Source organism: Sporosarcina sp. YIM B06819 (assembly GCF_033485175.1).
Taxonomy (GTDB): Bacteria; Bacillota; Bacilli; order Bacillales_A; family Planococcaceae; genus Sporosarcina.
The window spans coordinates 26,349-51,038 of sequence record NZ_JAWLIQ010000025.1; the positions used below are offsets into that span (position 1 = coordinate 26,349).

The following is a 24,690-nucleotide window of genomic DNA, read 5'->3' on the forward strand; positions in this document are numbered from 1 at the left end:
CCACCTCTAAATGGAGTGAAGGGCGGAGTAGTTCAACCCACACTGCAAGCAATTTCGTCGGAACCGCGTCATAGCCTGATTCTTCTTTGATTTCCTTGATAATATTTTCAGCCGCAGACAGGCCAATATCGCAAAAGCCGCCTGGCAATGACCATCGATCATCGATTTTTTCTTTGATCATTAGGATCTTATCATCTTGAAAAATGACGCCCCGTACATCCACTTTAGGCGTTTGATAGCCTGTGTCATTTAGAAATAAATCCTTAATTTTTTGCATCTCTAATCCTGTGTGTTCAGCCATGATTTCTGCGCTAATCATGCGCAATTCTTCATAGCGTTCAATATCGTAAATATCCTTTGAAAAGGCTAAGCCCGATTGTGATAAGGCTTGAATACGTTGTGCCCATTCCAACCATTGATAACTCATGACGTACACCTGCTTTCATTGTTTGATCTATTATGTAGACGATTCACCTAACGCCAAAGTTACAAACTTTTCTTTTTATTGAGATAATAAAAAAGGGCTGAATTTTATCGATTTCAGCCCTTTAAGCTACTCGTATAATTCGATAATCTATGAAGATCTTCAAAAAGATTTTGATAAGCATTTATCTCCCAACCAATCAAAAGGGCGAAAATTAGCATATACACGGTCACATACCACTTAAAGTTTTTCTCTTGTCTCAATGATGAATAAAACAAACCGAAAATCCCTGCTATAAAAAAGGAGATGATGAGAATGTCATGTACCCACAAACTTTGGGCTTGAATAATTGGCAACATCACATCTCGTAATGGCTGTAGTATTTGTGTTGAATCGTCTTCTCTAATCTCCACATCATAGGTTTTCTTGTTCAAAAAACCTTCTTGAATGGTCAAGACCGTTATTTCTTCATCTAAATTGTACGAATAGCCAGTTAAATTAAAGTTGGTTATTTCTGTGAAAATAAAGAGTGTGGTGAACGATAAATAAAAAATAAGAAGAGACAACGACACTGATTTACTAATAAGCTTTTCTATAGTAAAATCCCTCCCATTAAAAACACTTTTAAATCTATCCTATGCCACAAAGTTATTTTCTGCGAAACATACCTTACAAGGTTTTATTGCCTACATATTGTTCAACATATTCCTCGTAATCCAGTACCTCAATGACATCCGACCAGTTCAAAACAGTCCCAACGAAATCTCGGATGTCCAACCCTTCCATCTCATACGTTTCATCCGTACTAACAGTTCCTGTTGCATTTTCGATAAAGGTCACTTCATAGCCTCTGTCAAATGCAGAAATGGCGGTGAACATACAGCAAAATTCGGTATTAAAGCCTGTTATGAATAGATGCTTCACGCCTAATTCTTCTAATATAGTAGCCAAATTTGTATTAAAGAAGGAGCTAGGCGTTTGTTTTTCAACGATACAATCAGCGTATTCTTTAAGTGAAGGATGTAGCTCAGAGCCAACAGAACCTTTGTGCAACGGACTTTCCTCAGCATCATCAAAATGTCTAACGAAAATAACAGGTTTATCCTGGCTTTTAAAATCTTTAATGATCGTCTCCATGTATGCTAATTCCTCTTGAAAATCTCCGAGATTCACAATACCATTTTGAACATCAATGACTAATAACGCTTGCACTTCCAATCACTCCTTTTTTTCATATAGACGAACTTCTACATAAGATGCTACTTCTCCTGCCGATTAACTGAAAAGAGTGAATTTCGCAAGCAAGATACACCTCTATCCCCTTGTCCCTTTGCTATACTGATAGTGAAAAGGACTTGGGAGGTTGAAAAACATGACTAAATTATTTGAACCATTTACAATACGTAACACGACGTTCAAAAATCGCATCGTTATGGCACCGATGTGTATGTATTCGAGTCTGAATGAGGATGGTCAAGTTGAAGATTGGCATAAGATTCATTATGCTACACGTGCGGTTGGGCAAGTTAGTTTGATTATTGTTGAAGCGACGGCTGTACAGCCTGCTGGACGAATTTCAGCGCAGGATCTCGGCATTTGGAGTGATGATCATGTGGAAGGATTAGCAGAAGTAGTTCGTTTGATGCAGCAGCACGGGGCCAAGACGGGCATTCAGTTAGCACATGCTGGACGAAAGGCAACAGTAGAAGGCGATATTTACGCCCCATCGGCTATTGCGTTCAGCGACAGCTATCGAACACCTGTTGAGATGACGATAGAGGATATTAAGGAAACCGTGCAGGCGTTTAAAGAAGGAACCATCCGTGCGAAAAAAGCAGGATTCGATGTCATTGAACTCCATGCAGCACACGGCTATCTACTTAACGAGTTTCTTTCGCCTTTAACCAATAAACGAACGGATGCGTATGGTGGCTCAGCAGAAAATCGCTATCGTCTATTGCGCGAAGTGATTGATGAAGTGAGGGCAGTTTGGGAGGGTCCCCTGTTTTTACGGATTTCCGCGCATGATTACGCAGACGGTGGCATGACAGCAGACAGCTATGTGGCCATGGCACAGTGGATGAAAGCTCAAGGTGTCGACCTGATTGATGTTAGCTCAGGCGCAGTTGTCCCGGCTGCCATCGATGTATTCCCTGGCTATCAAGTTCCATTTTCAGAAACGATCAGGGCAGGTGCTCACATCGCAACTGGCGCGGTAGGTTTGATTACAACTGGTATCCAAGCGGAGGAAATCTTGAAAAATGGACGTGCGGATGTCGTGTTATTGGCGCGCGAATTACTGCGGGATCCGTACTGGGCTTATACGGCTGCGAAAGAGTTAGGTGTGGAGATTGAAGCACCGAAGCAGTATGCGCGGGGTTGGGTGTATTAATATAGTAGGAATAGAAAACCCATGAAGAGATTTTTCGTGGGTTTTCTCGCATTAAATAAAATAGTGAAACTACTCAAATCCTCCTATCTCACGGAGAAAATGGTACAAAATACCTAAACATCAAACCAATAAATGCAAAAAATGAAACTGTACATATGCAGATTAAATGAAGTAAAATCATAACAATTTTCATTTTACCTTTCATGTAAAATGAATAAATGAAGCCAACTACCGGATTTAACATCAAAATAATTAACATAATAGGAATAAGGATTTTACCAATCACATGGATAATCCTTGCATCAGAACTGGCGAAATTTAGAAAGCCTACAAATGCTAAAAAGATAATAATTGTCGCCAATAAAGAAGTGAATGACACCTTAGGGGCATTTTTGAAAAAAGTTTTCATAGAAGCCTCCTCTCTCTTTGCTTAATTTATTATAACTTATATTTCTCTACATGGTAATTAGAGATAACAGCGAAATATGAAGGAAGAAGTTGCAATCATATCGAATATTGTTATGACGAATAAAAACTATCTATTCAAATTACGTATGAAAAGGAATGAAATCCATGCAAAAGTTAACGGAAAGTACGCAGCAAGTACAAGACAAGCTACAAGAATTAGGTCACGCGAATGAAGTTGTCTTGTTGACAGATAGTGCACGAACGGCGCAAGAGGCGGCAGATGCCTTGGGGTGCGAGGTAGCGCAGATTGCCAAGTCAATTATTTTTCGATTAAAGAGCACCAACGAACCACTGTTAGTTGTGGCCAGCGGCGTTAATCGGATCAATGAGCAATTAATTGCCAAGCAATTAGAGGATAAATTGGGGAAAGCGGATGCTGATTTTGTTCGTGAGACGACGGGATTTGTCATTGGTGGAGTGCCACCATTAGCGCATAAGAACCCTGTACGTACCCTGATTGATGAAGATTTGTTTCAATATGACAACATTTGGGCTGCTGCTGGACATCCGAAAGCGGTGTTTCAATTGACGCCTGATGAGCTGGAGAGTATGACTAAGGGACAAGTTATGGCAGTGAAATAAAAGGAATTGAAAGAGGGACCCTTATCGTTGTGGAATGTCAATTCAACGAGGCAAAGGTCCCGAGATGACAATAACTCTGCCCAATTGATCGATAACTTTACGGAATTGATCGATAACTTTTTTGCAAATGATCGTTAACTACTGCGAATTGATTGATATCCTCCGCCAATTGATCGATAAGTTTCCAATGGTGTTTGTCGAGGGATGGAAAGCGTTTTTTTCGAAATGAAACTGGGGCTATCCACGAAAACTTACTTTCTGGACAGCCCGTACTTCTATTGGTTTATAAACGCATTATCACCGCCAAACCATTCCTACTCCCGAATCACTGCCCCATCTTTCCATTCAAATCGCGCAAAGTCTTCCGCGATGTACAACGAAGGGAAGATAGCTTCCCCTTGTTCCTTGAGCTTCGCCACATCACTCGGCATGAAACGTGCACTAATATGGTTGGCAATTAGCGTTGTCACACCTGCTTCTTGCGCCGTTCGGGCCGCATCGCCAATCGTCGAATGTCCGTACTCTTTCGCTAAGTTGCCTGTATCCATATCGAACGTTGCCTCATGGATAAGAATGTCTGCGTCTTGCGCTAGCTCAACTGCCGCTGCGCAGTAACTTGTGTCGCCTAGAATGGCAACCGTAAAGCCATCCTGCGGTTCGCCGGTAACATCGTGACTGCGCACAATCCGTCCGTCGTCCAACGTCACATCTTCCCCGTCTTTTAGCTTTTTCAACAGCGGTCCATTGGGCACTCCAGTTTCTTTTACCTTGTCGATGAGCAATTTTCCAGGTAGCGGCTTTTGTTCAATCCGATAACCTAGACATGGAATGACATGCTGTAAGCTGTTTGCAACAACCAAGAATTCATCATCCTCAACAACAATGCCTGCCTCAATTTCATGAATTTGCAGCGCATAGTTCAAATGGGTGTTGGTAATACGTAGCGTCGTTTCCAACCATTCTTCAAGACCCGCTGGCCCATAAATATCGAGCGGTTCATTGCCTCCAAGAAATGACCGCGAGCCGATTAACCCAGGCAAACCAAAGATATGATCACCGTGCAAATGTGTTATAAATATTTTGCCGATTTTCCGCGGCTTTAATGAGGTATGTAAAATTTGATGCTGTGTTGCTTCTCCGCAATCAAACAGCCAGTAGCCTCGCCCTTCGGCAGACAAATTCAAAACAACGGCTGATGTATTGCGCATTTTTGACGGCATACCTGCACCCGTTCCTAAAAATTGCAGTTCCATAACGAAGTCCCTCCTTTCATATGTTGCCCCGCCTAACCGAACCAGGACCAAATTTCTGTTCTAACTGTGACAACAAATTATCCATTTTTTCTTCTTTGGCATGTTTTTCAAAATTATAAAATGATAGCTGCTCATGCAGTTCTTGCATTGGAATGACATTCGATACCGTAATGCCGAGCAAACGAATCGGCTCACCATCCCAATACTTGTTAAATAAATTCGCAGCTTCTTTATAAATATCTTGCTCTTTATATAGCGGATTTAACACAGTTCGACTACGTGTCTGATTGCGCCAGTCTGCGGTGCGCAGTTGAATCATGACGACTGTTCCTGCAAGCTGTCTGTTATCGAGCCGCCTCGCCACACTTGCTGCAAGTTTGCTGAAAATTTCGAGACAGGCATCTTGATCCGTTTCATCAATCGCTAATGTCGTTGAACTACCAACACTTTTCCGCTCTTCTGCCGCTTCTGGGTCAACCACTCGTTCATCTATGCCATTTGCGCGTTGCCGAAGGCGCAAGCCGTTTTTGCCAAGTGTAGCTTTGATGTTGATTTCATCTGAAACAGCAAGGTCACCAATGGTCTCAATACCGATTGCCTGCAATTTCTTCTCTGTACTTTTGCCAATGCCATGCATATCAATCACGGGAAGCGGCCATAGAATAGCTTCGACTTGCCGCTTGCGTAAAATCGTAATTCCCATCGGTTTTTTCATGTCCGATGCGGTTTTAGCTAGAAACTTATTCGGTGCAATGCCAATGGAGCATGGTAAATCAAGTTCTTGCAACAGGCGTCGTTGCATGTCGGATGCGATGTTGACGGCATCGGTTAATCCCCCAATGGTGGTTATATCAATATAAGCCTCGTCAATCGACACTGGCTCCACAAGATCTGTATAGGTGCGTAGCAAGTCGAAAACAGCGGTTGAGGCCGTTCGATATTTTTCGAAATCGGGCGGAACGATGACTAAATCTGGACAAAGGCGTTTCGCTTCTCCGACAGTCATAGTTGTATAAATGCCCAGTGCCCGCGCTTCGTACGAGCAAGTGACCAAAATACCTCGACGCTCTTTTGGGTTGCCTGCAACGGCCATCGGAATACCTTTTAAAGATGGGTCATGCGCTTGTTCGACAGAAGCGAAAAAACTATTCATATCCAGATGTAAAATCACTCTTGCAGTCGACATCACGTCACTTCCCTTCCTTATAGGACCCTCATTATTTTTCAAACCCGCCTCGGCGTGTTTGTGTCCAGATTTTGAATTGAGCTTGTGCCCGCAGGATGCGGTGAACTTAGGTTGCCTTCCTAAACTCTCTTTAAAATCTGTGACATCCTCCGGAGACTTATCAGGGAGGAATTGTACTTCATTCCTCCTAATTCAGCAGGGATTTGCTGAGTAAAGGTAAAAACCGGACAGATGACACTGCCCGGTTGTAAAAATTATTGTTCTTGCGCTAATTGCCCTTGAACATATTCACTGATTTCTTCCATCCCAGCAAGTGTTCTGGATAAAATTTCAGGATCGACAACTGTAATCATACGGTCTTCCAAATTGGCAACCGTTGTGAAATACTGTGTTCTTGAATAAGCCATCAGCCCTGCGGATGTCATAAGGTTTTCTGGAATATCCAAAATTTCTTTGGCATCCAAAACAAGCATTCCGATAAATAAATTCTCGGTTTGAACGACAACGACACGCGCATCCTCGTGTCCTTTTGCGCTATTGCCATATAAAATTTGTTCAAAGTCTATAATGGGAACAAGTTCTCCACGGATACGCATCAGCCCTAGCATGTACTCAGGTAGATGAGGAATTTGATTTACTTGTTCTAACCGTTCGATAGATACAACCGATTCGACGGCAATTGCATATTCCTCATTGCCACACTGGATAACAACTGCTTTTAAATCAGCCATTCCTTACGCCTCCATTTGACCATTCGCTGTGACACGAACGATCTCCAGTAATAATTCAGTGAGCTTATTCAATTCTTCAACGGGCATACGCTCGTTTTTCGTATGGATTTCTTCGTAGCCGACCGATAATGTCACTGTTGGAATGCCTGCGCCGTTGAAAATATTGCCGTCGCTTCCCCCACCGCTTGTCATCAGTTCTGGTGTGCGTCCTATGTTATGGATCGCTTGCATCGCAATTTGAACCACTTCTGCATCTTCTGTGAAACTAAATCCAGGATACATGATTTGGACGTCTGTTTCAGCTTTTCCGCCCATTAGCTCAGCTGTGCGTTCATATGTACGTACCATATGCTCCGTTTGTTCCTTCAATTTATCAGGGTTAATAGAGCGTGCTTCCGCCAAAATATGCACTTCATCACAAACGATGTTTGTTGCTCGTCCACCTTCAAAGCGTCCGATATTCGCTGTTGTTTCCGCATCAATGCGTCCAAGTGACATCGCCGCAATCGATTTTGCCGCGATGTTAATAGCAGAAACGCCTTTTTCAGGTGCTACACCCGCGTGTGCTGTTTTGCCATAAATTGTTGTTAGCAATTTTGCCTGATAAGGGGCCGCAGTCACGATACCGCCGACTTTTCCATCACTATCTACTGCATAGCCATATTTTGCGGTAATTAACGACGCGTCCATCTCTTTAGCACCCGCAAGTCCGCTTTCTTCTCCTGCGGTAATAATGAACTGGATATCACCATGCGGCTGCTTGCTTTCTTTCAGCGTGCGTGCCATTTCAAACAGAGCAGCAATGCCCGCTTTATCATCCGCACCAAGAATAGTTGTGCCGTCTGAGTATATATAGCCGTCTTCGCGCAGTTCAGGTTTAATGCCTAGTCCCGGTGTGACCGTGTCCATATGACATGTGAAATAAATTGCGTCGACGCCTTCAGCATTCCCTTTCATTGTCGCAATCAAGTTCCCTGCACCATGTCCACTGCGATCGTCTGAATCGTCTTCTTCCACGTCGAAGCCAAGTGCTTCCATTTTCGCTGTCAAAATATCTGCAATTTGTCTTTCATCTTTTGTTTCCGAATCAATTTGTACCAGTTCTAAAAATTCTTCCAATAGTCTTTGCTTATTCACGCTCGTACATCTCCTTATAATGGGATATTGCCATGTTTCTTTTTCGGTCTTGTTTCTTGTTTATTGCGCATCATATCGAGTGCTTGCAATAATTTAATGCGTGTTTCACGTGGATCAATGACGTCATCTACCATACCATGAGAAGCCGCAACATAGGGATTGGCAAATTTCTCTCGGTAGTCTTCGATTTTTTCGGCGCGTGTTTGCTCTGGGGTATCGCTATTCGCAATCTCTCGAGCAAAAATAATATTAGCAGCGCCTTCTGCACCCATCACTGCGATTTCCGCATTAGGCCACGCGTAGACAATATCTGCTCCAATGGATTTTGAATTCAATGCCACATAAGCACCGCCAAATGCCTTGCGTAAAATGACCGTCATTTTTGGCACAGTCGCTTCTGAATACGCATACAAAATCTTGGCTCCGTGACGAATGATACCCCCATGCTCCTGTTTAATACCCGGGAAAAAGCCCGTGACATCTTCAAAGGTAATCAATGGAATATTAAAAGAATCACAGCATCGAATGAATCGGGCAATTTTATCGGAAGAATTAATATCCAACCCACCTGCCATGACTTTTGGCTGATTACAAATGAGTCCAACCGTTTCCCCTTTCATTCGCGCAAAGCCTACGACGGCATTTTTAGCAAACTCCGGCTGCACTTCCATAAATGAATTTGTATCGACAACCTGCTCAATCACTTTTCGTACATCATAGGGACGAGTGGTTTCGAATGGTACAACATCCGCCAAATCTGCACGATAGTCTTCCATTTCCTCTTCATTATACGGTGTAACAGGCGTTTTTTCAGTATTATTTTGTGGCAAATAGGACAATAATTTTCGCACATTCTGTAAGACAGTCGCTTCGTCTTTTCCGCGGAAATGGGCATTCCCACTAATCGTATTATGTACTTTTGAACCGCCAAGATCCTCAGACGAAATTTTTTCCCCCGTCACAGTTTCAATGACTTTCGGTCCTGTGATGAACATCTGACTTGTTTCATCCGTCATAAAGACAAAATCCGTAATCGCCGGTGAATACACGGCCCCACCTGCACAAGGTCCAAGAATGACAGAAATCTGTGGAATAACACCCGAGTAAATCGCATTGCGATAGAAAATCTCTCCGTAGCCATCCAGTGACACAACGCCTTCTTGAATACGTGCCCCACCCGAATCATTCAATCCGATAAAAGGCGCACCATTTTTCGCCGCTAAATCCATGACATTGGCAATTTTCATGGCATGCATTTCTCCCAACGCACCACCAAAAACGGTAAAATCTTGAGAAAATAAATAAATCGGCCGTCCGTCAATTTTACCATAGCCTGTCACGACACCGTCTCCAGGACCTTCTAGCTTGTCCATGCCAAAATCACGCGTCCGGTGTGTCACAAATGGATTCAATTCAACAAATGTATTTGGATCCAATAGCAGGTCAATTCGTTCTCGTGCAGTAAGCTTGCCTTTTTCATGCTGCTTGGCAATACGCTCATCGCCGCCGCCGAGTTCAATGGTGCGTTTTTTATCATATAATTCATTAATTTTATCATAAATGTCCATTGTTTAATCCCCTTTGCCCGTTTTATCGCAGAGCTCATACAACACACCAAATGATGACTTCGGATGAAGGAACGCGACTTGCGCCCCGCCCGCGCCTGCTTTCGGCTCTTCTTGCAGTAACTGGACACCTTTTTCACGCAGCTCAGCCATTCGTGTACAAATATCCGTCACACCAAATGCAATATGGTGGACACCTTCCCCGCGCTTGTCAATAAACTTCGCAATCGGACCGTCTTCCCCAAGTGGTTCCAGCAATTCTAGTTTAACATTTCCGGCGTCAATGAATGCAACACGCACACCTTGACTGACCACTTCTTCAATGGCTAACAATTTCAGCCCAAGTGTATGTATATAATAGTGAATAGACGCATCCATACTTTTCACAGCAATGCCAATATGATCGACTTTTTGCATGCTACTTCCCCTCCCCCTACTGTCCATTTTACCTCATAATCTCGCTAGATGTTGTGAAATCTGCAATTTCTGTTAAAATAGAAGTATCACACGTAAGGGGTTTTGACTAATGAGCAATAAAAAAGTTCAGAAAATCGTTGTTCTTGTAATGGTTGGTGCAATGTTTGCGTCAAGCATCTTGTTCGGCCTTAGTGCTATTCTATCGTAAACACAATTTAAAAATAGTCCGCATGTGCAAATTAACTGCACATGCGGACTGTTTTTTTATACTTCTTCACAAAATTCTTCAAATTGACTTTGCAAGTTAACGACAACAGACATTGGATCATGTCCTTCGATTTCATAGCGACCGACTTCTGCTACTAGCTTACCGTCTTTTAGCAGTGCAAATGACGGTGAAGATGGCAAATGATCTTCCCCAAACAGCATACGCGCCTGTGCTGTCGCTTCTTTATCTTGTCCAGCAAACACTGTCACCAAGTGATCCGGACGTTTATCATAATGAACCGCATGCGCTGCTGCTGGTCGTGCGATACCGCCTGCACAGCCACAAACAGAATTGACCATGACAAGTGTCGTACCAGGACGTTTGAACGCTTCTTCAACACCTTCAGCCGTCGTTAGTTGCTCATAACCACTTGCTTCCATCTCGGAACGGGCTTGTCTAAGAAGGTCATTCATATAAAGATTAAAATCCATACTCATTGTATATGTATCCCCCTTTCTATTTACTCCTTTATCATAGCAGGACTAGAGATTTCCTGCAAAAAATCGATTCCAAAATCCGCCGAAGGTGCTCACTTTATTCAACAAGGCTAAATAAAGTGAGCAGTGAATAAATCATTCCCATTATCCAAACCCTACGCTTATACAGTCAAATGGCGAAGGAGGCCAGGCAATGCCCCACAATGGACGATTCAAAGCAGGGATTCTACTTGTATTATTAGCTATTCTAGATTCCATATTCACCGATTTCGGTCTGCGAAATGACTATATTACAGAAGCAAATCCACTTATGCGCGTTGTCTACGAAGCTAGTGTCATTGGTTTTTATGGAATAAAGATCTGTTTACCCCTTCTATTACTCTATCTACTCACCAGGATTGAAGGCAAAAGATACTTACGGTTTCTACTCGGTTTTGCTCTTACCCTGTACAGCTTCGTCCTCTGCCAGCATATGATCTGGCTATCGTTAGTGCAGTTGGGCTAACATTACAGACCTTATTTTCAGAATAAATCAAACAGAAAAATGAATCCTTTTCCAATACACTTACGTATATACGACTAACAGCACATTATCGAAGTGGGAGGGGATGAAAATTATGGAATTCTTGATTTTGGGTTCGATAATAGCACTTTACATTATTGTGATGGTCCCGATACAATATGGTAACATTACAGAGACAAAAAAAGAGTTAAAAAAGTCCGGTAAAACGCATAATGAGATGTATGACGACATGAGTTTTGAGCAGCAGCAAATGCAATTTAATCTACAAGGTAGTCTAATAAATTTGCCGGCATCATTAGTTGCAGAGTTAATTTATTTTTTACGTCATCGCAAAGGAAAAGTAGCTTAACTAAAAAAAGGTGACTTCCGTTGTTAAACAGATAGTCACCTTTTTTCATGTCTTATTCAAACAACCGATCCACCGCGCCCGTCACTGTGAGATTGCCCTCAAGTAAGGACTTCTCCAGCTCCGCGACTTGTTCTTTCTTCCCAGGCTCTGCAAAAAACGTATCAATCAGCCTATCGTTAATCATCGAACGGAACCAGTCTTTTGTTTGGGATTGGCGTCTGCCCCCCCATACATGACTATCTTCCATCTTTTGTTTAAAGGTCAATATTGTCTGCCAAACGTCCTCAAGCCCGGTATTTTTGATAGATGAAACTGGAAGCGTTGTTGTTGTCCAGCCTGGCGAAGCAGGCTGAAGAAAATGAAGCAATTGGCGATATTCCCTTACCGTTTTTTTCGCAAGCCGTAGATTATCACCATCAGCTTTATGAACGACAATGCCATCCGCCAGCTCCATAATTCCTTTTTTCATTCCTTGAAGCTCGTCCCCTGCACCTGTTAAAACAAGTAGCATGAAATAATCGACCATGCCACGAACGACAGTTTCGCTTTGCCCAACACCGACCGTTTCGATTAACACGACATCATAGCCAGCCGCTTCACACAGCAGCATTGTCTCTCGGGATTTTTTGTGTACCCCACCTAGCGTGCCTGCCGATGGTGACGGTCGAATGAAGGCATTTGGATGTCTGGCTAGTTCTTCCATACGGGTCTTATCGCCAAGAATGCTGCCGCCTGTCACTGTTGAGCTCGGGTCAATGGCTAGCACAGCTACCTTATGACCTGCACCCGCAAGCATTAAGCCAAACGCTTCAATGAACGTACTTTTCCCAGCACCTGGTACACCTGTAATACCAATACGAATACTGTTACCCGTTTTCGGCAAGACATTCATCAGCAGTTGTTGACCTGCTGCTTTGTCTGTTGCGGTAATACTTTCAAGTAACGTAATTCCTTTTGCTAAATGCAGGCGAGACCCCTCGACAATTTTGTCCGATAACTCATCAATGAGAATGTCACGGTCCTTTTTCACAAATCGCTTGCGCTTCGCAGAAGTCATGCCATCATGCGAGGAGGCAATGCCAGCCATCACATGAAGTGCACTGTCGTCGGGTAACAAACGGTTATCCTCTGTCACTCCGCCACTTCCTCGTAGCCCAGTCTGCGGTAAATTTCTTCAATGACTTTTTGCGCCGCAACCGGAATAACAGTCCCTGGACCGAAGATTGCTGCCGCACCATTGTCACGTAGAAATGCGTAATCTTGAGCTGGAATAACGCCACCCACGACAATAAGAATATCTTCACGTCCAATTTTCGCTAGCTCTCCAAGAAGCGCTGGCACAAGTGTTTTATGTCCCGCAGCAAGCGAACTAACCCCAATGACATGGACATCGTTTTCCGCCGCTTGTAAGGCCGTTTCTTCTGGTGTTTGGAACAACGGCCCGATATCGACATCAAAGCCCAAATCTGCAAATGAAGAAGCAATCACTTTCGCACCACGGTCATGACCGTCCTGACCCATTTTGGCAATGAGAATACGCGGACGGCGGCCTTCATTTTCTAAAAAGTCATCCGCCATCGCTTTCACTTCGTTAATCTCTTCCGCGTTCGAGAAATTCGAACTGTATACGCCACTCACGGAACGAATCACCGCCTTATGTCTACCAGATACACGTTCAATGGCATCTGAAATTTCCCCAATCGTCGCGCGCGCACGTGCCGCGTCAACAGCACAAGCAAGTAGATTACCTTTACCACTGCGTGCAATTTCCGTTAACTTCGCTAAAATGCGCACCACTTCCGCATCATCACGTTCTGCTTTCATCTGATGGATACGGTCAATTTGTTTCTGACGGACGAGCGTGTTGTCAATGTCCAAAATATCGATGGGATCTTCCTTGTCCAAGCGATATTTATTGACCCCAATGATAGATTCCGCACGTGAATCAATTTGTGCTTGGCGTTTAGCCGCTGCTTCTTCAATTTTCATCTTTGGAAGACCGGTTTCAATCGCTTTCGCCATACCGCCCAAATCCTCGATTTCTTCAATCAATTCCCAAGCCTTGTCCATCAATTCATCCGTCAATGTTTCCACATAGTACGAGCCGCCCCATGGATCGATAACTTTCGTCATCATCGTTTCTTCTTGCAGGAATAATTGCGTATTACGCGCAATTCGTGCCGAGAAATCTGTCGGTAACGCAATCGCTTCGTCGAGTGCATTCGTATGGAGTGACTGTGTATGCCCCATTGCCGCCGCATTCGCTTCGATTAGCGTGCGCGTGACATTATTGAATGGGTCCTGCTCCGTTAAGCTCCACCCCGATGTTTGTGAATGTGTACGAAGTGCTAATGTTTTCGGATTTTGCGGTTCAAACGTCGTCATCATTTGCGCCCAAATTTTACGCGCCGCCCGCATTTTGGCAACTTCCATGTAATAATTCATGCCAATTGCCCAGAAAAACGACAATCTTGGCGCAAAGGAATCGATGTCGATACCTGCTTTCAAACCCGTCCGAACATATTCGAGTCCATCCGCCAGCGTGTAGGCAAGCTCAATATCTGCGGTCGCTCCGGCTTCTTGCATATGGTAGCCAGAAATGGAAATCGAGTTGAATTTCGGCATGTTTTTAGACGTATATTCAAAAATATCGGCAATGATTGTCATCGACATATCAGGTGGGAAAATATACGTGTTGCGCACCATATATTCTTTCAAAATATCATTCTGAATCGTTCCCGCAAGCTTGTCTAGTGTAACCCCTTGCTCTTCAGCAGCAACAATATAAAACGCCATAATCGGCAATACTGCCCCGTTCATCGTCATCGATACGGACATTTGATCAAGAGGGATACCGTCGAACAGAATTTTCATATCTTCAACAGAATCGATGGCAACGCCCGCTTTTCCGACATCGCCTGTGACGCGGGGATGGTCGGAATCATAGCCCCTGTGAGTCGCAAGGTCAAACGCCACGGATAAGCCTTTTTGCCCCATCGCTAAATTACGTCTGTAAAATGCGTTACTTTCTTCGGCTGTCGAAAATCCAGCGTATTGGCGCACTGTCCAAGGTCTAGCCACATACATCGTTGGATAAGGGCCTCTCGTATTCGGTGCAATGCCAGGATAATCGGTGACGTGCTCAACATGTGCAATGTCTCGATCTGTATAGATTGTTTTCACGTCAATTCCTTCATTCGTTCGAAACAGTTTCCTAGCAGAAGGTGTTTGAGTTTTGTAAGCTTGTAAAATCTGCTGCACATTCACTTGACTGAAATCAGGCTTTTTCACCGCCACCGCCCCCTTTCCATGTAGTGTGGATCGCTACTAATTTGTCCACTCTGTTTTGTCCCGCGAATAGGAAACCATTCAAACCAGCATCGAGCCATTGTTGCTCAATTTTAGGTTCATATTTCCCTGCGACATCTACCAGTAGATTTTCTGGACATCCTTTAAGCAGCGTTTCCATAACCATTTCAGTCATGTCAGGTGTGGCACAAACGATGGCGTAATCCACTTGTTCATTCGCAAGCCAATCATGAGCCGCTTGCGCATCCTCAAATGCTGGACTCCATTGACACTGAATCCCGCCCGTCGCTAAAAATCCAGCGACAAAATCAGCACGTGGTTTGAAATCTTTCAACACGCCAAACGTCAGCAACACCGTTCGTGGTTGTTCTTTACTGAATAAAGATCTTAGGTTTTCAAACGGCTCCGCCAAGCGTCCTTCAACAGCAATGCCACTCCAGTCAGCAAATTCGGTAACAGCCACATCTGCATAGACATTCGTGCCGATCAATGACTTTTTCCCTTTTGCTACTTCATTTCTTCGTTGTTCCAGAAGTGTAGCAAGGCGACCACTAGCCATAAACGCTTCGTAACCACCTACCGCTTCTATCTCTATAAATAGTGCCCAAGCTTTGTCTACTAGTTCAGCTGTCAATGTTTCGATAAAATAAGAACCGCCCGCCGGATCAATGACTTTATCGACATGCGTTTCTTCCTTAATAACAAGTTGGATATTGCGTGCAAATCGAACCGAGCTGTCCGATGGCCCTGTCAACACATCATGCGGATGAACGGTCATCACATCTGCTCCCCCAAGTACCGCGGCGAATGTCTCATTGCCAGCTCGCAACAAGTTGACATACGGATCGAGCTTCGAATAAGAACGCAACGATGTCGTTGCCAGCAGTGGAATAGCCGGAGCATCTGTTACACCGTAAGCAGCACTAAAGGCTTGCCACAGCACACGGAATGCGCGGAACTTGGCAATTTCCATGAAGAAATGCGTATCAACAGCAAAACGGACAAAGAAATCCTCTGCAAAATGATTGAACGTTGCATGCTTCTCCATATATTGTGCAGCTTGTGCCAGCGCAAGCGCCAATTCAGTAACCGCGTCAGCACCGTTATGATGCGCTGTCCATGTATCTGCACCGCTTGTCCGCACATGCCGAAACCCTTCAGGCAGTGTCCATCCTGAAACAGCAATAGCCCCTTTCACTGCTGCACGATTCGCTTCATCAACATATGTAAAGGCTTTCAAAAACGAGTCATGTTGTTTCGTATTTGTGATAAAAACCGGATAATCTGTTATCAGCTGTGCAATTTCCTGAAGTGAAGAATCGTCCCATTCCACTGGCTGCGTACCATCATAAACAATCGCGTCATTGCCACGTTCCAACGAGTTTTTCAGTTCCATCACAAACTGTTGACCAGTCGTTGCGTGTGTTTGCTGTGCAATAATCCAGCCCGTCTGTTGTTTCGTTACACGCACCCCTTCTACAAAACTTTCACGCGTATACAATGGTTGAAGGTCAATCCCTTCCAACGTTTTCGTCATCAGCGATTCTAACGGCTTCCCCTTCAAAGACCGAACAGCTTCCTCTTTCCATTGTTCGAAGTCAACTTGTTCAAATGTCGTCGATTTCATCGTATGTATACTCATTGTGCACGCTCCCCCCTTAAATAATGCATCTATTTCTAGTTTACCTGACTATGCTCGGTGATGAAAGAGAAATAAGACCGTCGATAGACGATCTTGGCTTGTTTAAGTAATGGAACCTATTACTGAAGATAGGTAAGTTCATTAGCCCTCTACAATCGCATAATATCTCAAGATTTCGCCTTCTGATTCTACAAGTAAAATAGGACCTTCTTTTTCGATAGTCGAAAAAATCTTTACACCAACAGGTAGCTTATTCGACATTTCGTCTTCATTTGCTTGAATAGTTTATTGCAGACAAACCCCTTTTATATTTTACAATCTAGCCCTATTCTTGCACAATCATGTTCGGTTATTTCGCAAGACTGCGGAAGATCAAAAACCTAAATCAAATTTTTCACAAAATGTTCCACTACTCTTTCTGATATTTTTTGTACAGGCATTTTATCACTGTTAGAAAAAATGACCATCCCAAATCCTTCACTTGGAATCATTGTTACATATGCTGCCACTCCAGGATAACCTCCTCCATGTTCTATAACTTTATAACCGTTAAATTTTCTAACTTTCCATCCTAAGCCATAACTTAAATTTTCCCCTCTATTTGCAATCATATCTTGCATTGCAGTTAAACTATCTGTATTTAATAAAGGACTTTGATCAAAGTTCATATGGGAAATTATATATTTTGATAAGTCACTTACGTTAGAATATATAAATCCTGCTGGTGCACAAAGCTGATTAATGGGGGTTGGACGATTTATTACTGATGAATTATTTGATGTATAATAATGCGTTACATCCTTTTCATTATTTATTCGATTCGGATCAGTAAAGGTCCTTTTTAGTCCTAATCTATTGAAAATATTGTCTTGAATATAATCCTCCCAAGATACCCCTGTTACTTTCTCCAAAATATCACTTACGATTACATAAGCATCCGTACAATAATGCCATCCCTGACCTGGTTCAAATAATAAATTAACATTAGAAAAATAACGGGTCACATCTTCACGATTCCTTATCTTATTTAATACGATTTCGGGAAATTGTTGTAAAATACTCTGATATTCTGGCACTTCTTTCATTAAAGGAATCAAATTGGGATCCTTCAAAGATGCAATCCAAAAGTCCCCCGGAAAACCAGCAGTATGGCTCAATAATTGTCTAATTGTTATTTGGTGGGTCAAAGTTTCATCGTGTACTTGAAAATATGGTAGATACCGCGATACAGGATCATCTAAACTAAGTAGCCCTTGTTCAACTAATTGCATAATTGAAGTAGCAGTAAAGCTTTTTGTGATACTCATAATCGAAAAAGTAGTTTTCGCTGTTATTGGTTTATCTACGTTATCCACTTGTGAAAACCCAAAACCTTTTGAATAAGCTATTTCTCCATTAGTAATCAGATTAACAACTATACCGGGAGCAAGATATTGTTCTTTAGCTTCTTGAATAAGTTCTCCAACAAATTTAAAATATTTCGTGCTCATCAAATTGCCCCCTATTTTACAAAGTTTGTTACCTTTGGATTTTAGCGTACTTTTTTCGTAAGTCTTCTCTTTAGTGGTTGATGCCACTCTTTGTCTAAGCTTCATCAATTTTTTTCACTTGTTCAAGAAAATGGCCCGTTTGCGGAAGATTGATCTTATTGAAAATCAGTCGAATATGTATAAAATTATTGACTCTTAAACTTCGTTTCTTATCTTTAATCATCCAAAAGGTATGAAGTGGTAGACAGTCATCATTCAGTGGTTAAACCTTTGTCAAGGTTGGTGAACTAACCTAGTTTCGGTTACTATATATAAAGTTTTTAATGACTGAAAAGCCCCATTAATCAAAACAATATGTTGAGCTTATGATTTGGATCTAATCTCTAGCGAAGGCGCCTACTGGGGTAGCCGAAGGGATAAGACTAATAGTGGTCTTCTATTAGGCTTATCCCGGGAGGCATCCCCAATCGCCAAGCGTTGTTAGTAGGATTCTCCATATCAACAAATATAACACCATTCAATAATTAAATAATCAGTTGCTCAATAAAAAACTCTACCCTACGAGAATACCACCACTTTGGAGATGTCTTAAACCAACATTACATCCCTTCCACCAAATTCACAGAAATTCGCTCACTATTCAATATATCAAGATAGAACGTTCCATTGCCTATCTTCAAAGTACCTTTGTAAAGCTTACCGTCTCCGCCTTGGTCTGGTGTTTCAATTGAATCCCATTTCACATTACCATTTTGCAGATTATTCCTAGAAGTAGCTGAAAGCAGTACATCATTATTTTTGCCAACATGCATCGTAGCATAGCTTGGTCCATCAACGGTCCAATGGTTTTTAAGAGAACCTGGATACAGCGCAATTGTATTACGCTCTCCTCTTACCTCTAAGCGAACACTATCTGGCACAATAATTGTAGGCTCGATTGTCAAATAGGTCGAGAAAGGACCCGAATGACGAGAAGTAGCTTTAATCGTCACATACATAGTGTAGCCTACTATTTTTGTCAACGTATAATCATCCTTGTCTGCAAGCACAGGATCACTTTTCGGATTAACTCTCGCTCTGTAAGTACCAAATATAGTGAGTTGATTGACGTCAGAACCCTCTATGTTAACTTCATGCTCACCCGTCTCCAAGACAACTCTCTTAATGTTGTCTGGTAGCTCTTCCTCAATTGCAGGTAGATTAAATGATTTATCCTCAGCCACCATCAAGGTTTGAAGCTCTGTTAATAGACCCGATGAGGTTAAAATCGTAAAGCCAATGCCAATCGTGCCTAGTAGTCCTACAAAAAATATGCTGATAAAATCGTACTTTACAATCGGATTTTCCTGCTTTGATAACAAGAGGTAAACGATAATTTCAATCCCTAATACAACAAGGATAATCGGCCACCACACAAGAAATGGTTCAAACATTTTTGTGCCTATAATTTGAGCTAGAAATAAGAAAACCCCTAGCAATACAAGAGATAATCCCATCGACACAGTACCCACACGCCATTTACGCATCATGACCCACCTTTCGGCTTTTGCTTCCCAACATGAGCTTCAAGCCCCCGCCAATTAATAAAATACACATCACAGTGACTTGGAAATAGTTGTAATACCAGTTTTCAATATCAATGCCGAGATTCATCTTTACTATCGGCGCTAACAGAGGGATGATCACATTGACAACCAAATAATAAAGTCCTAGCCCCAACAAACCAATGCCTATCCATTTCTGGTGATTCACAAAATACGTGATTACCGGAGTATCTTCTAGCTCCTCCTCCCCATGCATCGAAACCTTTTGCAACGCATCAAAAAAGCTGTAAAACCAGATGATTGGGATTAAAAATAGGAACAGGGAAAGTCTTAAAATATCCAAAATATAAATGCTTAACAAAAACGCTGCCATGAGTTGTAAGCCACGTTTTTGCAAGCCTAAGTACATATGGCCAGCACCTGGGAAAATCGATAATACCGTAGCTAACGTCTTACTTTTCCTCCCTTGTTCACGGCGTGTTTCTTCGAAATCCTCTAATATCGTCTTATCTATTAATTCTTCTCCTCGTGCCTTTTTGCTAACTTGTTGAATCGCATCAAACATGTTGTACACCCAAAGCACAGGAAGAATACCTAAAAACACCATAAATTCATCTTGGTTCGTGAAAGCTGAAATAAACAAAATCATCGTTCCAAGTCCAAAAAATCCGATAAGGAATGTGAATCCCCTATTCATTAACCCTAGTTGAAAATGACCTAACCCCGGGATGAAAGAAAGCAAAATTGTATAAAAGCGTTCATTTTCGCCCGTTTTAGTTTGGGTTGGTATCTGTAATATTTGTTGCGTTTGGTCAATGGGGATCTGTACCCTCTGATTTTTTAACAAATAAAGTAACATATCTATTAAGCTAATTGCAGTGACGATTATTGCAGTGACAAATCCAAGAATAAGCGGTTCATCTTCATAAAAGGCAATAAACAGGAAGAAACCTAACGTGAAAGGTAATACGGCCCCTGCCCCATAGATAAACCCTCTCACTTTTCGATTTAAGTAGAAATGGCCCACCCCTGGAATAAAGGTAAGGAAAAACGCAAGTAATGGATTTTTAGTCATCATGATTGACCTCCTTTTGTTTTATATCAAACACTTCAAATAGCGCCAAAGTCTTTTCCATTAGGCTATTCGATACACTTTTCTCTGGTTTTGATAGTGATGCTGCTTCAACTGAAGTCACAACGCCCGTAATACTTTGGAAGAAGCCCGCTGACATCAGTGTTAATGTAATAACTGCTGCAACCGCGTAATGGAATAACGTTCGTTGGTAAAGTACTTTTTTTCGCACCTTCCTTTGAGGAAGTTCCGCAATAATTGCATCTGCAAAGCCACTAGTATTGATTACGGGTAACTCCTCTGCCTGTCTATCTATCATTTCCATATAGACTGCTAAACATTGGTCACAGGACAATAGGTGATCTTCTAGCTCTTCGCACGTTGTTTTTGATACCCGATCGTTTATATAACTCATCCACTCTTCGTTGCTGAAATGCCTCATCAAAAATCATCCTCCTTCCAATGTTTCTTCATCCAATTTCTTGCACGGTACAACTTCATTTCAATTGCCTTAACCCCAACCTTCTGCTCATCTGCGATTTGTTGATAACTTTTTTCGATTATGTAATGCGCATAAATAACATCTCTATAACTTGCGGGCATTTCATCTAATCGATTGCGCACCACCTCTCTCTGTTCTTTTCGCAGAAGAACGGCAATGGTCGTACAATCCGGTTGAGGTATTGCCGAAAACACTTCTGGTTCGACAACAGTTTCATGCTGCCGTTGCTTCTTGCGCTTCAAATCAATTGCATGATTAATCGCAATCCGCGTCATCCATGTCTTCAGGCCTTGCGAGTTGTACTGTGGGAGAGCATAATAGATTTTTAAAAACACTTCTTGCGTTACATCTTCTGCATCCATGTCATTCCTGAGGATCGGATATATCGCCTTGAACAAATCATTTTTATATCTCTCAATCAATAAACGAAACGCCTGCTCATCGCCTGCCTTCACTTTTTCTACTAACATCTCATCCTGAATAGCGCTCTCCCCCTTTCCCACTATCTACCTTATTAGACGAATCTACTCCTACTATACCCTACACTTTTTCAAAAAAAATATAAAAATATTAAAAAAAGCCAGACTAGAAAGTCTGACCCAGTTACATAAATACTTGTTAATCTATTACTTTTCCATTCGGCTAAGTTTTGCGGCATCTTTTCGTTACATTTTAAATATCTTCCCCTAATTGCTTCCGAAGGGAGTTCAACTGAATCTGAATCCCAATCATCCATTATTAATGCATCAATAAATTTTCACACTTCATTTTCAATCACTGATTTCGGAAAAACTTCTAAAAATTAGTCTTCTAAATATCGTACCCGATCCTTATCAATTTCAGAATCCCGTATATTAAGGGAGACAAATTGTGCCCCACTCTTGTAAGCTTCTTTTGAGATTTCACGTACAAAAGGCAAATGTTCAGGAGAAAAGTTAATCTTAATTAAATCCCCATTTTCAACTGTCACCCCAATATTCACAATTACCTTTGCATAATTATTTATATACATAAACTGTGCGCTCCTGTATTTAAAATTTATAGTAGTTATCCACTGTCGAAACGCCCTTGTTAGTTCAATAATTTATGAATTGAACTGCCTCGCTGCCCAATTAAGAAATCTTTCTACTATATTTTGTGAAATTAATACGTTAAGCGAAGTTAAAAAAGAATTATCATTGATTTCTAAAATCAAATTTATCATTTGGCACATCTAAGCTATTTCCGTTTATTACCACCGTATTATTGTCTGTCCAAATAATATTCGCAGTATCTTCACGATAATTCCAATAGATATTTTTAGTTTTATTTCTTTTTTCATTAAATATCAACTCACCACGAACAGCATACGCAGTTGTAGCCCCACCATTCGTGACATATGCTTTTAACGTGTATTTTCCATTAGGAGATGTCTCTTCTGTGAGATAATCTCCTGTTGGTAACCTATTCATATCGAAAAAAGCCCAATAAATTCCATATCCAACTAATGCAACAAGTAACAAACTCACTAGTATAAATCCTTTTAAAATTTTCATGAAAACTCTCTTGCCCTCATTCACTTCTTCATGTTTCAAAGTCATAATCTCCCCTTTCCTTGCTAATAAACCAACAGTGAAAAGTTTCATGCCAATATCCAAGTCTATGTACCTCTTCACGAGCAGCACCGCCTATTTGATTGCGATCTTCATCAAAAGTTTTTAAGAGTTCATTTTCCAACAGACTTCCCTCTAAATTATTACTACCTTGCAAATTGGTAAAGTTACTCGAACAAGGAATTGTTCTACAATTAGAACGCCTAATAGGCCGAAAAGTTTCACTATTCGAATACACAAAAGGAGATAAACAAGATTCAATGAAGTAGCCAATTTAAAAAAGTCGAATTCCTTAACATACAGGAAATCGACTTTCTTATCCATTCTAATTCCAATCAAGCCTCCATTATTTCTCCCACAACTCAACCAGTCTACCTTCAGGATCTTTAATCCAAATAAACTGTCCAAATTCACTAACCTCTTTTTCCTTGACAAGAGGTACGCCCATTTGTTCAAGATGCTCAATCATCTCGTTTAGATTATACACTTGGAAATTTAGCATCACTTGTTGTTCTGTTGGAAAGTAAGCGTCATCTTCAGTAAAGAAAGAAAAGATCGTTTCATTTGCTGCATCAGATTTAATAATAGTCCCATTCCAATTGTCTATTTCAATCTTCAGCACTTCACTGTACCATTTTTTTATAACTTCTATATTTTTAGTCCTCCAAAATATTCCACCGAAACCTTTTATCATCATCATAAATTCGCTCCTTCTTTCAGCCTTGCGGTATTTTGCCCATATCCATGTACAACGCGTTCCACCGATGACCGTCTGGATCGGCAAAACCGCAGCCGTACATCCAGCCATCCTTTTCACCCGGCTTGCTGAAGACAGTGCCGCCAGCACGTTCGGCTTTCAAGGCGAACTCATCCACTTCTTCCCTGGAGTTCGCCCCTAGAGAGAGTAATACTTCAGTGCTCTGCCACGAATCCGCAACCGCATTACCAGCAAAACCGCGGAACGTGGATTCCGGGAAGAGCATCAAAACAACCTGATTATCGCCGACAATCAAGCTGAATGAGCCGTCTTGACTCGCATACTGCTCATTCAACCGAAAACCGAGTTCGGTATAAAACGCCTTCGCCCGCTCTGGTTCTCGCACTGGCAGGTTCAACCATAATTCTCTCGACATACCTAACAACCTCCTGATATAGAGATGCAGAAATAACTCACCCTTATATAAATTCAATGCTCGATCTAATCTTTCCTTCTTATTTGTAAATTAATCCTAATTCAACTATCGTGCATCGTTACTGGAAGATGCATGTTAAAACGAGTGACAAGCACCATCTACTCACACTTTCACTCTACATTCCTATATAATTCAGTTAGAGGAGGAGATAACTTTGAAATTTGAAATGAAAGAACATGGATTTGAAACAGAAACGGAGTTTGGAAAGCTGACGATTTCAGGCAATGAGGAATACGGATTCAGGCCCTATCAACTGTTAGTTTCATCATTAGCTGTTTGTAGTGGTGGTGTGATGCGCAATATTCTCGAAAAAATGCGGATGCCAGCAGAAAATATCACCATCGAGGTGAAAGAAGTGCTTCGTAACGCGGAAATCGCTAATCGAGTTGAGAAAGTACACTTGCATTTTATAATAGAAGGTCATGCGATTGATGAATCGAAAATGGATAAAATTTTCGAATTGACAAAGAAGAATTGCTCCATGGCACAGTCCGTCATTCAATCAATTGAACTTGTAGAAACGTATGAAGTAAGAAAATAATTGGCGGCTGTAGACTAACCATTACCGAAAAAAGTGTGTAGGGATGCGAAAAAGTCACATCCCTACACACTAA

Annotated in this window: 28 protein-coding genes and 2 pseudogenes; 6 read left to right on the forward strand and 24 right to left on the reverse strand. The window is 41.8% G+C overall.

All coding sequences use genetic code 11. The features are described from left to right. Positions 1-40: 40 nt before the first annotated feature. The 3 genes and pseudogenes from R2B72_RS15335 to R2B72_RS15345 all read right to left on the reverse strand — a co-directional run. A pseudogene (locus tag R2B72_RS15335) lies at positions 41-427 on the reverse strand (NUDIX hydrolase); the annotation flags it as partial. Positions 428-540: 113 nt separating this feature from the next. Then, a complete protein-coding gene (locus tag R2B72_RS15340) occupies positions 541-990 on the reverse strand; it encodes a hypothetical protein (RefSeq protein WP_318617574.1) in 450 nt (149 codons plus the stop codon). Positions 991-1,093: 103 nt separating this feature from the next. Next, entirely contained in the window at positions 1,094-1,636 is a 543-nt protein-coding gene (locus R2B72_RS15345) for an isochorismatase family protein (RefSeq protein WP_318617576.1), read from the reverse strand. A 160-nt stretch (positions 1,637-1,796) separates the two neighbouring features. Here R2B72_RS15345 and namA point away from each other — a divergent pair, with 160 nt between their 5' ends. Then, positions 1,797-2,816, forward strand: a complete 1,020-nt coding sequence (gene namA / locus R2B72_RS15350) for an NADPH dehydrogenase NamA (RefSeq protein ID WP_318617578.1) — start codon at positions 1,797-1,799, stop codon at positions 2,814-2,816. An 88-nt stretch (positions 2,817-2,904) separates the two neighbouring features. On the opposite strand, the gene R2B72_RS15355 is transcribed toward namA, so the two are convergent. Beyond that, a complete protein-coding gene (locus R2B72_RS15355; protein WP_318617579.1) occupies positions 2,905-3,225 on the reverse strand; it encodes a hypothetical protein in 321 nt (106 codons plus the stop codon). 164 nt (positions 3,226-3,389) lie between these two features. Between R2B72_RS15355 and R2B72_RS15360 the strand changes: the two genes are divergently transcribed. Then, positions 3,390-3,866, forward strand: coding sequence for a YbaK/EbsC family protein (locus tag R2B72_RS15360; RefSeq protein WP_318617581.1), 477 nt, complete (start codon positions 3,390-3,392; stop codon positions 3,864-3,866). 314 nt (positions 3,867-4,180) lie between these two features. Here the strand turns inward: R2B72_RS15360 and rnz are convergent, their stop codons facing one another. The 6 genes from rnz to mce all read right to left on the reverse strand — a co-directional run bounded on the left by rnz (position 4,181) and on the right by mce (position 10,155). Next, entirely contained in the window at positions 4,181-5,119 is a 939-nt protein-coding gene (gene rnz / locus R2B72_RS15365; RefSeq protein ID WP_318617582.1) for a ribonuclease Z, read from the reverse strand. A gap of 16 nt (positions 5,120-5,135) precedes the next feature. Then, positions 5,136-6,305 (reverse strand): DNA polymerase IV, encoded by a 1,170-nt coding sequence (locus R2B72_RS15370; RefSeq protein WP_318617583.1) that lies wholly within the window; start codon positions 6,303-6,305, stop codon positions 5,136-5,138. Positions 6,306-6,559: 254 nt separating this feature from the next. Further along, a complete protein-coding gene (locus R2B72_RS15375; protein WP_318617584.1) occupies positions 6,560-7,036 on the reverse strand; it encodes a chemotaxis protein CheW in 477 nt (158 codons plus the stop codon). 3 nt (positions 7,037-7,039) lie between these two features. Beyond that, positions 7,040-8,173, reverse strand: coding sequence for a M20/M25/M40 family metallo-hydrolase (locus R2B72_RS15380; RefSeq protein WP_318617586.1), 1,134 nt, complete (start codon positions 8,171-8,173; stop codon positions 7,040-7,042). Between the two features lie 14 nt (positions 8,174-8,187). After that, complete coding sequence (locus R2B72_RS15385; RefSeq protein ID WP_318617588.1) at positions 8,188-9,741, reverse strand: acyl-CoA carboxylase subunit beta; 1,554 nt, start codon at positions 9,739-9,741, stop codon at positions 8,188-8,190. A 3-nt stretch (positions 9,742-9,744) separates the two neighbouring features. Next, positions 9,745-10,155, reverse strand: coding sequence for a methylmalonyl-CoA epimerase (gene mce, locus R2B72_RS15390; RefSeq protein ID WP_318617589.1), 411 nt, complete (start codon positions 10,153-10,155; stop codon positions 9,745-9,747). A 109-nt stretch (positions 10,156-10,264) separates the two neighbouring features. Between mce and prli42 the strand changes: the two genes are divergently transcribed. After that, the gene (gene prli42, locus R2B72_RS15395; RefSeq protein ID WP_318617590.1) at positions 10,265-10,363 is read left to right on the forward strand and encodes a stressosome-associated protein Prli42; all 99 of its coding nucleotides are present in this window, start codon (positions 10,265-10,267) and stop codon (positions 10,361-10,363) included. A 56-nt stretch (positions 10,364-10,419) separates the two neighbouring features. Here the strand turns inward: prli42 and R2B72_RS15400 are convergent, their stop codons facing one another. Next, positions 10,420-10,860 (reverse strand): BrxA/BrxB family bacilliredoxin, encoded by a 441-nt coding sequence (locus tag R2B72_RS15400; protein WP_318617591.1) that lies wholly within the window; start codon positions 10,858-10,860, stop codon positions 10,420-10,422. A gap of 193 nt (positions 10,861-11,053) precedes the next feature. Between R2B72_RS15400 and R2B72_RS15405 the strand changes: the two genes are divergently transcribed. Together R2B72_RS15405 and R2B72_RS15410 are read left to right on the forward strand one after the other, a co-directional pair. Continuing rightward, entirely contained in the window at positions 11,054-11,365 is a 312-nt protein-coding gene (locus tag R2B72_RS15405) for a DUF5658 family protein (protein ID WP_318617592.1), read from the forward strand. Between the two features lie 112 nt (positions 11,366-11,477). Then, a complete protein-coding gene (locus R2B72_RS15410) occupies positions 11,478-11,732 on the forward strand; it encodes a DUF3949 domain-containing protein (RefSeq protein WP_318617593.1) in 255 nt (84 codons plus the stop codon). 52 nt (positions 11,733-11,784) lie between these two features. On the opposite strand, the gene meaB is transcribed toward R2B72_RS15410, so the two are convergent. From meaB to R2B72_RS15470, 13 genes and pseudogenes are all read right to left on the reverse strand, one after another. Further along, on the reverse strand, positions 11,785-12,819 hold the full coding sequence (meaB, locus tag R2B72_RS15415; protein WP_318617609.1) for a methylmalonyl Co-A mutase-associated GTPase MeaB: 1,035 nt from the start codon (positions 12,817-12,819) through the stop codon (positions 11,785-11,787). A gap of 44 nt (positions 12,820-12,863) precedes the next feature. Beyond that, positions 12,864-15,023 (reverse strand): methylmalonyl-CoA mutase, encoded by a 2,160-nt coding sequence (gene scpA, locus R2B72_RS15420; protein ID WP_318617594.1) that lies wholly within the window; start codon positions 15,021-15,023, stop codon positions 12,864-12,866. Continuing rightward, on the reverse strand, positions 15,010-16,683 hold the full coding sequence (locus R2B72_RS15425; protein WP_318617595.1) for a methylmalonyl-CoA mutase family protein: 1,674 nt from the start codon (positions 16,681-16,683) through the stop codon (positions 15,010-15,012). The genes scpA and R2B72_RS15425 overlap by 14 nt, the downstream gene beginning before the upstream one ends. A gap of 380 nt (positions 16,684-17,063) precedes the next feature. Then, positions 17,064-18,173 carry a serine hydrolase domain-containing protein gene (locus R2B72_RS15430; RefSeq protein ID WP_318617596.1) on the reverse strand — a complete coding sequence of 370 codons (1,110 nt, stop codon included), beginning with the start codon at positions 18,171-18,173 and terminating at the stop codon, positions 17,064-17,066. A 599-nt stretch (positions 18,174-18,772) separates the two neighbouring features. Then, on the reverse strand, positions 18,773-19,699 hold the full coding sequence (locus R2B72_RS15435) for a hypothetical protein (RefSeq protein ID WP_318617597.1): 927 nt from the start codon (positions 19,697-19,699) through the stop codon (positions 18,773-18,775). Further along, complete coding sequence (locus tag R2B72_RS15440) at positions 19,692-20,792, reverse strand: hypothetical protein (protein ID WP_318617610.1); 1,101 nt, start codon at positions 20,790-20,792, stop codon at positions 19,692-19,694. Before R2B72_RS15440 ends, R2B72_RS15435 begins: the two co-directional genes overlap by 8 nt. Further along, positions 20,785-21,234: a hypothetical protein gene (locus R2B72_RS15445; RefSeq protein WP_318617598.1), complete on the reverse strand. Its 450-nt coding sequence runs from the start codon at positions 21,232-21,234 to the stop codon at positions 20,785-20,787. The genes R2B72_RS15440 and R2B72_RS15445 overlap by 8 nt, the downstream gene beginning before the upstream one ends. Continuing rightward, positions 21,231-21,761, reverse strand: coding sequence for a sigma-70 family RNA polymerase sigma factor (locus R2B72_RS15450; protein WP_318617599.1), 531 nt, complete (start codon positions 21,759-21,761; stop codon positions 21,231-21,233). The genes R2B72_RS15445 and R2B72_RS15450 overlap by 4 nt, the downstream gene beginning before the upstream one ends. A 332-nt stretch (positions 21,762-22,093) precedes the next feature. Next, positions 22,094-22,303, reverse strand: coding sequence for an aminopeptidase (locus R2B72_RS15455; protein ID WP_318617600.1), 210 nt, complete (start codon positions 22,301-22,303; stop codon positions 22,094-22,096). A gap of 163 nt (positions 22,304-22,466) precedes the next feature. Then, positions 22,467-22,826, reverse strand: coding sequence for a DUF5412 domain-containing protein (locus R2B72_RS15460; RefSeq protein ID WP_318617611.1), 360 nt, complete (start codon positions 22,824-22,826; stop codon positions 22,467-22,469). Between the two features lie 43 nt (positions 22,827-22,869). Then, positions 22,870-23,007: pseudogene (locus R2B72_RS18705) on the reverse strand (NUDIX hydrolase); the annotation flags it as partial. 222 nt (positions 23,008-23,229) lie between these two features. Next, a complete protein-coding gene (locus tag R2B72_RS15465) occupies positions 23,230-23,577 on the reverse strand; it encodes a glyoxalase (RefSeq protein ID WP_318617612.1) in 348 nt (115 codons plus the stop codon). 22 nt (positions 23,578-23,599) lie between these two features. Continuing rightward, positions 23,600-24,016 (reverse strand): VOC family protein, encoded by a 417-nt coding sequence (locus tag R2B72_RS15470; protein ID WP_318617601.1) that lies wholly within the window; start codon positions 24,014-24,016, stop codon positions 23,600-23,602. A 214-nt stretch (positions 24,017-24,230) separates the two neighbouring features. On the opposite strand from R2B72_RS15470, the gene R2B72_RS15475 reads away from it, so the two are divergent. Beyond that, positions 24,231-24,617, forward strand: a complete 387-nt coding sequence (locus R2B72_RS15475; protein ID WP_318617602.1) for an OsmC family protein — start codon at positions 24,231-24,233, stop codon at positions 24,615-24,617. Positions 24,618-24,690 lie beyond the last annotated feature (73 nt).

What these genes read in the sequence shown, in the direction of transcription:
- R2B72_RS15400 (WP_318617591.1), bottom strand. Translation starts at nt 10,860, where the DNA reads ATGAGTATGGATTTTAATCTTTATATGAATGACCTTCTTAGACAAGCC.
- R2B72_RS15360 (WP_318617581.1), top strand. Translation starts at nt 3,390, where the DNA reads ATGCAAAAGTTAACGGAAAGTACGCAGCAAGTACAAGACAAGCTACAA.
- R2B72_RS15465 (WP_318617612.1), bottom strand. Translation starts at nt 23,577, where the DNA reads ATGATAAAAGGTTTCGGTGGAATATTTTGGAGGACTAAAAATATAGAA.
- R2B72_RS15375 (WP_318617584.1), bottom strand. Translation starts at nt 7,036, where the DNA reads ATGGCTGATTTAAAAGCAGTTGTTATCCAGTGTGGCAATGAGGAATAT.
- R2B72_RS15430 (WP_318617596.1), bottom strand. Translation starts at nt 18,173, where the DNA reads ATGAGCACGAAATATTTTAAATTTGTTGGAGAACTTATTCAAGAAGCT.
- R2B72_RS15435 (WP_318617597.1), bottom strand. Translation starts at nt 19,699, where the DNA reads ATGCGTAAATGGCGTGTGGGTACTGTGTCGATGGGATTATCTCTTGTA.
- R2B72_RS15450 (WP_318617599.1), bottom strand. Translation starts at nt 21,761, where the DNA reads ATGTTAGTAGAAAAAGTGAAGGCAGGCGATGAGCAGGCGTTTCGTTTA.
- R2B72_RS15470 (WP_318617601.1), bottom strand. Translation starts at nt 24,016, where the DNA reads ATGTCGAGAGAATTATGGTTGAACCTGCCAGTGCGAGAACCAGAGCGG.
- R2B72_RS15405 (WP_318617592.1), top strand. Translation starts at nt 11,054, where the DNA reads ATGCCCCACAATGGACGATTCAAAGCAGGGATTCTACTTGTATTATTA.
- R2B72_RS15355 (WP_318617579.1), bottom strand. Translation starts at nt 3,225, where the DNA reads ATGAAAACTTTTTTCAAAAATGCCCCTAAGGTGTCATTCACTTCTTTA.
- rnz (WP_318617582.1), bottom strand. Translation starts at nt 5,119, where the DNA reads ATGGAACTGCAATTTTTAGGAACGGGTGCAGGTATGCCGTCAAAAATG.
- meaB (WP_318617609.1), bottom strand. Translation starts at nt 12,819, where the DNA reads ATGGCTGGCATTGCCTCCTCGCATGATGGCATGACTTCTGCGAAGCGC.
- R2B72_RS15385 (WP_318617588.1), bottom strand. Translation starts at nt 9,741, where the DNA reads ATGGACATTTATGATAAAATTAATGAATTATATGATAAAAAACGCACC.
- R2B72_RS15460 (WP_318617611.1), bottom strand. Translation starts at nt 22,826, where the DNA reads ATGAAAATTTTAAAAGGATTTATACTAGTGAGTTTGTTACTTGTTGCA.
- namA (WP_318617578.1), top strand. Translation starts at nt 1,797, where the DNA reads ATGACTAAATTATTTGAACCATTTACAATACGTAACACGACGTTCAAA.
- R2B72_RS15370 (WP_318617583.1), bottom strand. Translation starts at nt 6,305, where the DNA reads ATGTCGACTGCAAGAGTGATTTTACATCTGGATATGAATAGTTTTTTC.
- R2B72_RS15440 (WP_318617610.1), bottom strand. Translation starts at nt 20,792, where the DNA reads ATGACTAAAAATCCATTACTTGCGTTTTTCCTTACCTTTATTCCAGGG.
- R2B72_RS15410 (WP_318617593.1), top strand. Translation starts at nt 11,478, where the DNA reads ATGGAATTCTTGATTTTGGGTTCGATAATAGCACTTTACATTATTGTG.
- R2B72_RS15455 (WP_318617600.1), bottom strand. Translation starts at nt 22,303, where the DNA reads ATGTATATAAATAATTATGCAAAGGTAATTGTGAATATTGGGGTGACA.
- R2B72_RS15425 (WP_318617595.1), bottom strand. Translation starts at nt 16,683, where the DNA reads ATGAGTATACATACGATGAAATCGACGACATTTGAACAAGTTGACTTC.
- mce (WP_318617589.1), bottom strand. Translation starts at nt 10,155, where the DNA reads ATGCAAAAAGTCGATCATATTGGCATTGCTGTGAAAAGTATGGATGCG.
- prli42 (WP_318617590.1), top strand. Translation starts at nt 10,265, where the DNA reads ATGAGCAATAAAAAAGTTCAGAAAATCGTTGTTCTTGTAATGGTTGGT.